The sequence below is a fragment of the Aestuariivirga sp. genome, assembly GCF_037139295.1.
Taxonomy (GTDB): domain Bacteria; phylum Pseudomonadota; class Alphaproteobacteria; order Rhizobiales; family Aestuariivirgaceae; genus Aestuariivirga.
This window is the reverse complement of record NZ_JBAXGR010000123.1, coordinates 1-8,109: the sequence shown is the minus strand read 5'-3', so window position 1 is coordinate 8,109 and position 8,109 is coordinate 1. Positions and strand designations below refer to the sequence as shown.

The 8,109-nt window shown below is 62.4% G+C and carries 9 protein-coding genes; all 9 read right to left on the bottom strand.

What is annotated here, in order from left to right; all coding sequences use genetic code 11:
- Positions 1-96 precede the first annotated feature (96 nt).
- On the bottom strand, positions 97-468 hold the full coding sequence (locus tag WCJ41_RS18720) for a hypothetical protein (protein ID WP_336907357.1): 372 nt from the start codon (positions 466-468) through the stop codon (positions 97-99).
- A 30-nt stretch (positions 469-498) separates the two neighbouring features.
- On the bottom strand, positions 499-1,551 hold the full coding sequence (locus tag WCJ41_RS18715) for an ABC transporter ATP-binding protein (protein WP_336907356.1): 1,053 nt from the start codon (positions 1,549-1,551) through the stop codon (positions 499-501).
- Positions 1,551-2,342, bottom strand: coding sequence for an ABC transporter permease (locus WCJ41_RS18710; RefSeq protein ID WP_336907355.1), 792 nt, complete (start codon positions 2,340-2,342; stop codon positions 1,551-1,553). Before WCJ41_RS18710 ends, WCJ41_RS18715 begins: the two co-directional genes overlap by 1 nt.
- Positions 2,339-3,196: an ABC transporter permease gene (locus WCJ41_RS18705; protein ID WP_336907354.1), complete on the bottom strand. Its 858-nt coding sequence runs from the start codon at positions 3,194-3,196 to the stop codon at positions 2,339-2,341. The genes WCJ41_RS18710 and WCJ41_RS18705 overlap by 4 nt, the downstream gene beginning before the upstream one ends.
- A 12-nt stretch (positions 3,197-3,208) precedes the next feature.
- Positions 3,209-4,267, bottom strand: a complete 1,059-nt coding sequence (locus WCJ41_RS18700; RefSeq protein WP_336907353.1) for an ABC transporter substrate-binding protein — start codon at positions 4,265-4,267, stop codon at positions 3,209-3,211.
- The gene (locus WCJ41_RS18695) at positions 4,264-5,259 is read right to left on the bottom strand and encodes a PfkB family carbohydrate kinase (RefSeq protein WP_336907352.1); all 996 of its coding nucleotides are present in this window, start codon (positions 5,257-5,259) and stop codon (positions 4,264-4,266) included. The genes WCJ41_RS18700 and WCJ41_RS18695 overlap by 4 nt, the downstream gene beginning before the upstream one ends.
- Positions 5,256-6,278, bottom strand: coding sequence for an ADP-ribosylglycohydrolase family protein (locus tag WCJ41_RS18690; protein ID WP_336907351.1), 1,023 nt, complete (start codon positions 6,276-6,278; stop codon positions 5,256-5,258). Before WCJ41_RS18690 ends, WCJ41_RS18695 begins: the two co-directional genes overlap by 4 nt.
- Positions 6,278-7,006, bottom strand: coding sequence for a GntR family transcriptional regulator (locus tag WCJ41_RS18685; RefSeq protein ID WP_336907350.1), 729 nt, complete (start codon positions 7,004-7,006; stop codon positions 6,278-6,280). Before WCJ41_RS18685 ends, WCJ41_RS18690 begins: the two co-directional genes overlap by 1 nt.
- A 228-nt stretch (positions 7,007-7,234) precedes the next feature.
- A partial coding sequence (gene groEL / locus WCJ41_RS18680) for a chaperonin GroEL (protein ID WP_336907349.1) occupies positions 7,235-8,109 on the bottom strand: 875 nt, incomplete at its 5' end.

Below are 8,109 nucleotides of genomic sequence, written 5' to 3'. Positions count from 1 at the left end.
GCCAGCCACTACCTGTTCGAGCCTGAGTTCTGCAATCCGGCCTCGGGCTGGGAGACGGGCCAGATCGAGAAGAACGTCCAGGATGCCCGGCGCCGGTTATGGCACCCGAATGGCGCGATTGAGGGAGCCGATAGTCGAACTTGCCAGCACGCGGCGCACGCCCGCGGCCTGCAACACGGCAAAGGCGCGGCGGTGGCAGGAATGGTCGATCCAGTCACGCGGGTTGCCGTGCGAATACATGCACAGCGCCCGCCGCGGGCGCCCGTCAGTGGTCATCGATCCATCGAACTCGAGGAGCTTCCAGTTCTCCGAAATGCCATGCGCCGTTTCATGGGAGACATCACGCGAGAGCACGCGAACCCCTGGAAGACCAGCATCCTCCGGAAAGCGGAGACCCCAGTTGGCTGACCCAGTAATGAGCGCCAGATCCACCTCCGGGATCGGCTGGCCGCATGGGCTCGTGGTCATCAAGAGGTTCCCTTCTGTGGTGGCACGTCTTCAGTCACGGATCTGCATGGAGCGTGCGGCGGGCCATGACACTGTGACGGGCCCTGACACCGGGATTTCGGTGAGTTCCGAGTTCTTTACGAGTACACTGAACTGTTGGCCTTCACCTCTCACCAGACAGAGCGCAGTCGGGCCCGAGAATGAAATTCGGACCAACTCTCCCCTAATTGCGCAGGTCTCGTTCCTCTCCGCGGGACCGGCAGCGGAGATCGTCATCTCCTCAGGCCGAACGGCCAATGTCCCTAGACCCTCCACCTTCTGACCGGGCCATGGCAGCAGCGTTCCACTTGCAAGTCGCAGCCCCCCCTGCTCCGCCTTCCCGTCAAAGAAATTCGCCTCACCGAGAAACGACGCCGTGAAACGGTCCTGCGGTACATGGTAGAGATTGCGCGGCACACCGCTCCGCACCAGCCGCCCTGCGCGGAGGATTCCGATCTGGTCGCTCAGCGTGAGCGCCTCCTCCTGGTCATGCGTTACGAAAATGGTCGTGATGCCAACCTCGCGCTGGATGCGGCGCAGCTCCACCTGCATCTCGCTACGCAGCGCCTTGTCGAGGGCGCTCAGCGGTTCGTCCAACAGCAGAACGCGCGGCCTGGTGACGATGGCACGCGCCAAGGCTACCCGCTGACGCTGGCCACCTGAAAGGGCATGCGGCCTGCGGTCGCCAAGCCCTTCGAGGTGAACGAGTTCCAACGACTCGCCGACGCGACGGGCTATCTCTGGCTTGTCGAGATGCCGGACCTTCAGGCCAAAGCCAATGTTGTCGGCAACGCTCATGTTTGGGAACAGCGCGTAGGACTGGAACATCATTCCTATCTCACGTTTCTCGACAGGGACCCGCTCGACGCTTTCGCCGCCGATCATCACGCTGCCGTGGTCGGGGAAGACGAAGCCAGCGACGCAGCGCAGCAAGGTTGTCTTGCCGCTGCCCGATGGCCCGAGCAGACCAAAGAGCTGGCCATCGGGAAAATCGAGCGAGACATCGTCCAGAGCCTTGGTCGCGCCATAGGCGAGCGACAGGTTTCTGACCCGGACTTCTGACATCAGCGTTCTCCGCCAAACTTGAAAAATCGGGAGGCCGCCAGCATCACTGCCATCGACACCGCGATGATGATCGTCGAGATCGCATTGATCTCAGGCGTAAAGCCCTTGCGGATCGCGGTATAGATCACCACAGGCAACGTGGCATCACCTGGCTGCGCCAGAAAGTAGGATACGACGAACTGGTCGAAAGACACCGCAAAGGCGAAAAGTGCTCCGGCCACCACGCCTGAGGCGATCCATGGCAGCGTGACGTCCCGCGTCACCACCCACTGGCCGGCGCCGAGCGAACGGGCAGCCTCCTCGAGCTGCGGGTCGAAGGTCTGAAGGCGCGCCGCAACGACAACGATCACGTAAGGCAGCGCAAGCGCCACATGGCCGAGAATGACCGCAGGCGTGCCGCGCCCGATGCCGACCCAGAAGAAGAAGATCAGCATGGCCGTGCCGATGATCAGCCAAGGAATGGCGATGGGCGGGAACAGTAGCGCTTGCAGCAACCGCTTGCCGCGAAACTCGTACCGGAACAGCGCGAGGGCCGCCGCGGTGCCGAGCACCGTGGCGATCGCCGTGGTGGCGACAGCGATCCACAGGCTGCGCCAGGCCGAGGCCACGATGCCCGCGTTGCCCCAGAGCCTTCGATACCAGTCGAGCGTGAAGCTCAGCGGAAAGGCATAGAACTCTGAAGCGTTGAAGGACATCAGCGCCATGACCAGGATCGGTGCATAGAGAAAGAAAAGCACCAGCCCCACATAGCCGCGGCCCAAAACCCGGGAGATGCCGCGGGGCTGGCTCATCGAGCCCTCTTGAGGATAGGGCTCGCGGCGGCGAGGATCACCAGGACCACCGCGAGCAGGATGAAGGAGAGGGCCGCCCCCAGCGGCCAGTTGAAGGTCGCCACGAACTGGTCTTCGATCAACGTGCCATAGAAGATGCCATGCTTGCCGCCGAGAATGCGCGGCTCCATGAATGAACCTGCCACCGGAACGAAGATGAGCACTGCACCCGCGGCGAGCCCCTGCAGCGACAATGGCAGCAGGAGGCGGAACAGAATGGTGCGGAAAGGCGCTCCCAGCGAGCGCGCCGCCTCGAGGATGCTCTCGTCGATCGCCTGCAGCGCCAGGTAGGAGGTGAGGATCACATACGGCAGGTAGGAGTGGACGAGGCCGATCACCACCGCCGTGTAGCTGAACATGAGATTGACCGACACGAAGGGCAGAAGGGCCCCCAGCGTATGATCGATAATGCCGTTGCCGCGCAGCACGATGGCCCAGGAAAAGATGCGCACCAGGCTGTTGCTCCAGAACGGCAGGATAATGAGCAGGAACAGCGCCTCGCGGGCCCGCCCCTTCACCTGACGCGCCAGCACATAGGCGCAGGGATAACCGATCAGCACGCAAGCCAAGGTGACGATAGCGGCGAGCAGAAGGGATCGGCCAAGCAGGTCGGGGTAGATCGACCGCGTGAGAAACTCGGCATAGTTCAAGCCCGTCACGTGCCAGTTGGCACTGGTGAAGGGGGCCGCCGAGAGGAAGCTGAAGAATAGCATGGCCGACAGCGGCAGGAACACCGCCACCGTCAGCCAGAGATAGGCTGGCGCCAGAAGGACTCCGGCGCGCAGCGCGTCTCTGCGTGATGTGGCCTGGGCCACGAGGACGAGTTCCTACTGAGCCGTCTTCACGTCCTGCCAGAGCTCGGTATAGGCCTTGCGGGTCTCATCCGAGAGAGGCTTCATGAAATGGACGCGGGCCACCACGGCAGGGTCTGCAAATGCCTGCTTGTTGAAATCCGAGTCCGGAAGTGCCGCATTGGCCTTGGCATTGGCTGAACTCGGCGCTCCCTTGGCCGCCCACTGCACATAGAACTCCGGATCGATCATCCAGTTGATGAAAGCGCGTGCGGCATCCTGGTTCTTGGACGTCGCGGGGATGGCAAGGCTGTCGAGCCAGCCCACGGCCCCTTCCTGCGGCACCACGAAGGCCACGGGGAGCCCTTTGGTGATGGAGCGCCCGGCACCGCCCGACCAGAAGGTCGAGACCGTGAAGTCGCCGGCCGAGAAGAACTGGTTCCAGTCGTTCTCCGAGGACCAGAATGTCTTGATCTGTGGCATAAGTGCCTTGAGCTTGGCTTTCACCGCCTCGAGATCCTTGATGTCGTTCATGTCCTGGCCGAGGGCGAGTGCGGCAAACTGGATCGCCTCCACTCCGTCGTCACGGATCGAGACCTTGCCCGCATATTGCGGGTCCCAGAGAAGGGCCAGTGACGTGGGAAGCGGCGTCACCTTGTCCTTGTTGACTGCGAGCGCCGTGGCACCCCACGTCCAGGCAACGCCATAGACGTCACCCCCTGGCACGAGGTCGGGGTTCTGCCCCATGCTCGGCGCAAGATCCTTGACGTTAGGCATGTCGGAGGTATCGATCTTGGCAATAAGCCCTTCGGCCTTGGCCTGACCCGTGAACGCTGAATTGATCAGCACTACGTCATAGGCGCCCGGGTTGGTGCGTAACTTCGTCAGCATCTCCTGTTCGGAGGTGAAATAGTCATGAACGACCTTTACGCCAGTCTTCTTCTCGAAGGCTTCCGTCGCAAAGGCCTCGTCGGTGCCATAGCCCTGCCAGTTGAGCACGCGGATTTCACCCGCCGCCATGGCGAGCCCCGCGGAACCCGCCAGCACTGCGGCGCTCATCGCACCGAGCAGAACGCGCCTATTGATCCTGTTCATTCCCTGTCCTCCTCCTTGGGGGCGTCTTTGGCGCCCGGTTGAGCCCGTTCCCAGATCCTAGATGCGGCGAGGGTCTCTCCACGCGCTGCTAGAAAATGGCGGGTTTCGGTTGCATCCGGCGACGTGGCCGGACCAATTCTTGTGGTCGAGATCGCTGCGGCGGCGTTGGCGATCAGCGCGGCATCCAGAGGATCAAAGCCCATCATCATCGCTGTCATGAACACGCCATCATGCGCATCGCCCGCACCATTTGTGTCGATAGCCATAACTACAAAACCCGGCACATGTGCGGTGAGGCCACCATGACTGAGCCAGCAGCCGTCTGGGCCGCGCCGCACGAGAGCACCACTGCGACCAATTGCAAGACCCGCGGCAGCCTCTGCCGGATCCTCCTCACCTGTCAGCACCGCTGCCTCGCTTGCATTTGCGCTTACCCAGTCGGCACGCGCCAACGCATTCGCGACGGTCGGACGCGGGATGTCGGCTACCGTCGGGCCCGGATCGAAGAGGAGTAGCGGCGGCCGTGCCAGGCCGGGTAGCCACGAAAGGAAGGCGGCAGCGCTCTTCGGCTTATAAAGTGAATAGCCGGTCAAAAGTGCAAACCCATGTGCTGCGGCAGAAATAGAGTCGAGATGGGCAAGGTCCACCTCGCGCTCTGCACCATGATGGGTGATGAAGCTGCGCTCACCCGTGGCGTCAACAACAACCACACAGCTACCTTGGTCTATCTCCGCGCGGCGCTGTGTGGCGATGGCTATTCCCTCGGCCGCGAGGCCCTGCAGTGCGATCTCCGCCAGCGGCCCCCGGCCCAACACGCCGCCATAGGTCACCCTAGCGCCCATGCGCCGCGCTGCTGCCATGGCATTAAAGCCGCCACCCGGCGTCATCTGGAAAGTTGAGGTCTCGACCTCCTCACCGGGAGCCGGCAGATGATCGAGCCGGTGCACGAGGTCCACAACGACGCCGGAAAGCTGCAGCAGTCCCCCGCTCATGCGCCCTCCTCAACCCGCGCTGCGCGTAGGCGCAGCAGACCACTCACGATAGGCTCGAGGTCAAGTCCATTCACTCTTTGAACCAGCGCCCATGCCTCGGGTGGAATGGCGGCTATTCCGGAACTAGCCCCTGCCATGCCACAAGCGATTGCGCCAATGGTGTCGGTGTCGTCACCGATTACAGCGCTCGTCAATGCTGCAGACCATGGATCCGCATCGGTTAACCGCAGGATGGCGAAGGCCATGGGAATGGACTGCAGGGCGGAGACGCTCGTACCGATTTCCACGGCGATCTCAATCGCGCTTAAGGTTCCGCTGCGCCCGGCCGCAAGCGCCAGTGCCGCAGCAATCCTGTTTCTGATCGAGCCGCCCTTAGAGGGCTCGCCCCGCTGCTCGCCCAAGGCTGCAGCGTTGAGCGCGGCATCGAGTATCTCCTCGAGAGATCCGCCTTCGATGCCACGGCTTACCGCGGCTGCAACCGCCGACGCAGAGCCAATGGCCTCAGACGTGTTATGGGTGAGGCGGCAACTTTCCTCCACCGCGTCGACAAGTGCGCCAAGCGGCGTGGCGGGCGTTGCGATCGCCACCGGCACGATGCGCATGGCAGCACCGTTAGTAGTACCGAAGCGTCCGGCCTCGCTGGCCGAGACGCCTCTTTGCAAGGCCTCGATTGCGCGCTTGGTGGAGGGACCGAGCAGATCGTTCACGCCACGCGTATGGGTGTCGCGCTCCCAAGTCAGCAATTCCTGCGCCCAAGCCAGCTGGTCGATGTGGCCACTGCGCGCAATAAGGTGATGAGCAACGAGAATACTCTGCTCGGTATCATCTGTGATGGTACCTGCCGGCAGCCCCGCACTCACCGGCTGATCAGGTCCGGCATCTCGGAAGCTAGCAATCGCCCCATATTGCCTAGCAATCTCTTCGCGCGTCAGCGTTTGCGTGGGCATGCCCATGGCATCGCCGATCGCCACGCCGACCAGCGCTCCCAGTGCACGTTGCTGGAAAGGGGAATTCGCCATCAGAAGGCAAGATGCAGAGCGAAGTGACGAGGATCGAGCAGGCTCACCACGTATTCAACGACACGGCCCTCACTGTCGCGCACCAGCCTGCGGGTGCGCAGGAAAGCTGTGCCGGGCGGCACACCGGCAAGGGCTGCGTCCACAGCGTTGAGACATTCGATCTCAGCCCATTCCTCGCCACCCTCGCCGCGCAATCCTGCAGCGATCAGGGTGGCCGACAGCGAACCCTTGAGAAGACCGTCGCCAACGGCGCTTTCGATCCCCGAGCGCAGGGGGACCCTGCTGCGCTCGATCGATACGACGCGACCCGCGGCCTTCAGGCTACGCACCCTGTCCACGGCCAGGAAATCCGAGAAAGAGAGCTTCAGCGTCATGGCCAGGCTGGCATCGGAGACACATTCAAGACGCAGCAGTTTAGTTTCTATCGTTTCGTTCTGTGTCGATAGCGCTCGCGTCCAGCCAAGCGAGTTGTCGATGGTGTGACCATCGAAGGTGACGAATGAACCTATACCCACCCGGGTGGTAATGAGGCCTTTGCCCGCTAGCGTTTCCAAGCCTTTTCTCACCGTGTTGCGACTAACCGCGAAACGCCGGACCAAAGCGTTTTCGCTTTCAAGTTGCGACCCGTAACAGAGCCTTCCTGACAGGATATCGCGCTCAAGGCTCTGAGCAACGCGCTCAGGCTTAGCAGCGGCAGGTGACAGAGCTCTGGCCTTGATCTTCGCCATCTGTCGATTCTAGCAAGCCTGTTCAAACCTGTCTATTTAAGAGTGTGCAAGATACGGGTAAGTCGACTCCTCGGCACGAAACAGGATGCCTCGCAAGAACATACATATCTACAAATGACCATGATGAAAGCAGACGGCGGATTTCAGGCCTGGCTACGCCTGCAAAAAATAGGCGACCCGTCGCCGGATCGCCTCGCCCTGTGTTCTTCCGCTACATTGAGCGGTTTTTTAGAAGTCCATGCCACCCATGCCGCCGCCCATGCCGCCACCACCAGGCATCGCGGGCGGGGAGTTCTTCGGCTTCTCGGCAATCATGGCCTCGGTGGTGATCAGCAGCGATGCGACCGACGCTGCGTCCTGCAGGGCGACGCGCACCACCTTGGTCGGGTCGATGATGCCGGCGGCGATCATGTCGACATACTCTTCGGTCTGCGCGTTGAAGCCGTAGTTGCCGGTCTTCTCAAGCAGCTTGCCGACGACAATCGAGCCTTCGACGCCCGCGTTCTCGACGATCTGGCGAAGCGGAGCCTCGAGTGCCTTGGAGACGACGTTGATTCCGGCCTGGACGTCGGCGTTGTCCGACTTCAGGGCCTCCACCGCCTTCTTGGCGCGCAGCAGGGCCACACCGCCGCCGGGGACGATGCCTTCTTCCACCGCAGCGCGGGTGGCGTTCAGCGCGTCGTCAACGCGGTCCTTGCGCTCCTTGACCTCGACTTCGGTCGAACCGCCGACCTTGATGACGGCAACGCCGCCCGCAAGCTTGGCAAGACGCTCCTGCAGCTTTTCCTTGTCGTAGTCCGAGGTGGTCTCCTCGATCTGTGCCTTGATCTGGGCGCAACGGCCCTGGATGTCGGCCTTCTTGCCGGCACCGTCGACGATCGTGGTGTTCTCCTTCTCGATCTTCACGCGCTTGGCGCGGCCGAGCATGTCGAGCGTCACGTTCTCGAGCTTGATGCCGAGATCTTCGGATATCACCTGGCCGCCAGTGAGGACGGCGATGTCCTCCAGCATGGCCTTGCGGCGGTCACCGAAGCCCGGAGCCTTGACGGCCGCAACCTTGAGGCCGCCACGCAGCTTGTTGACGACGAGGGTTGCAAGAGCCT

Coding starts and splice junctions, on each gene's coding strand:
- WCJ41_RS18720 (WP_336907357.1), bottom strand. CDS start 468: ATGACCACGAGCCCATGCGGCCAGCCGATCCCGGAGGTGGATCTGGCG.
- WCJ41_RS18715 (WP_336907356.1), bottom strand. CDS start 1,551: ATGTCAGAAGTCCGGGTCAGAAACCTGTCGCTCGCCTATGGCGCGACC.
- WCJ41_RS18710 (WP_336907355.1), bottom strand. CDS start 2,342: ATGAGCCAGCCCCGCGGCATCTCCCGGGTTTTGGGCCGCGGCTATGTG.
- WCJ41_RS18700 (WP_336907353.1), bottom strand. CDS start 4,267: ATGAACAGGATCAATAGGCGCGTTCTGCTCGGTGCGATGAGCGCCGCA.
- WCJ41_RS18695 (WP_336907352.1), bottom strand. CDS start 5,259: ATGAGCGGGGGACTGCTGCAGCTTTCCGGCGTCGTTGTGGACCTCGTG.
- WCJ41_RS18690 (WP_336907351.1), bottom strand. CDS start 6,278: ATGGCGAATTCCCCTTTCCAGCAACGTGCACTGGGAGCGCTGGTCGGC.
- WCJ41_RS18685 (WP_336907350.1), bottom strand. CDS start 7,006: ATGGCGAAGATCAAGGCCAGAGCTCTGTCACCTGCCGCTGCTAAGCCT.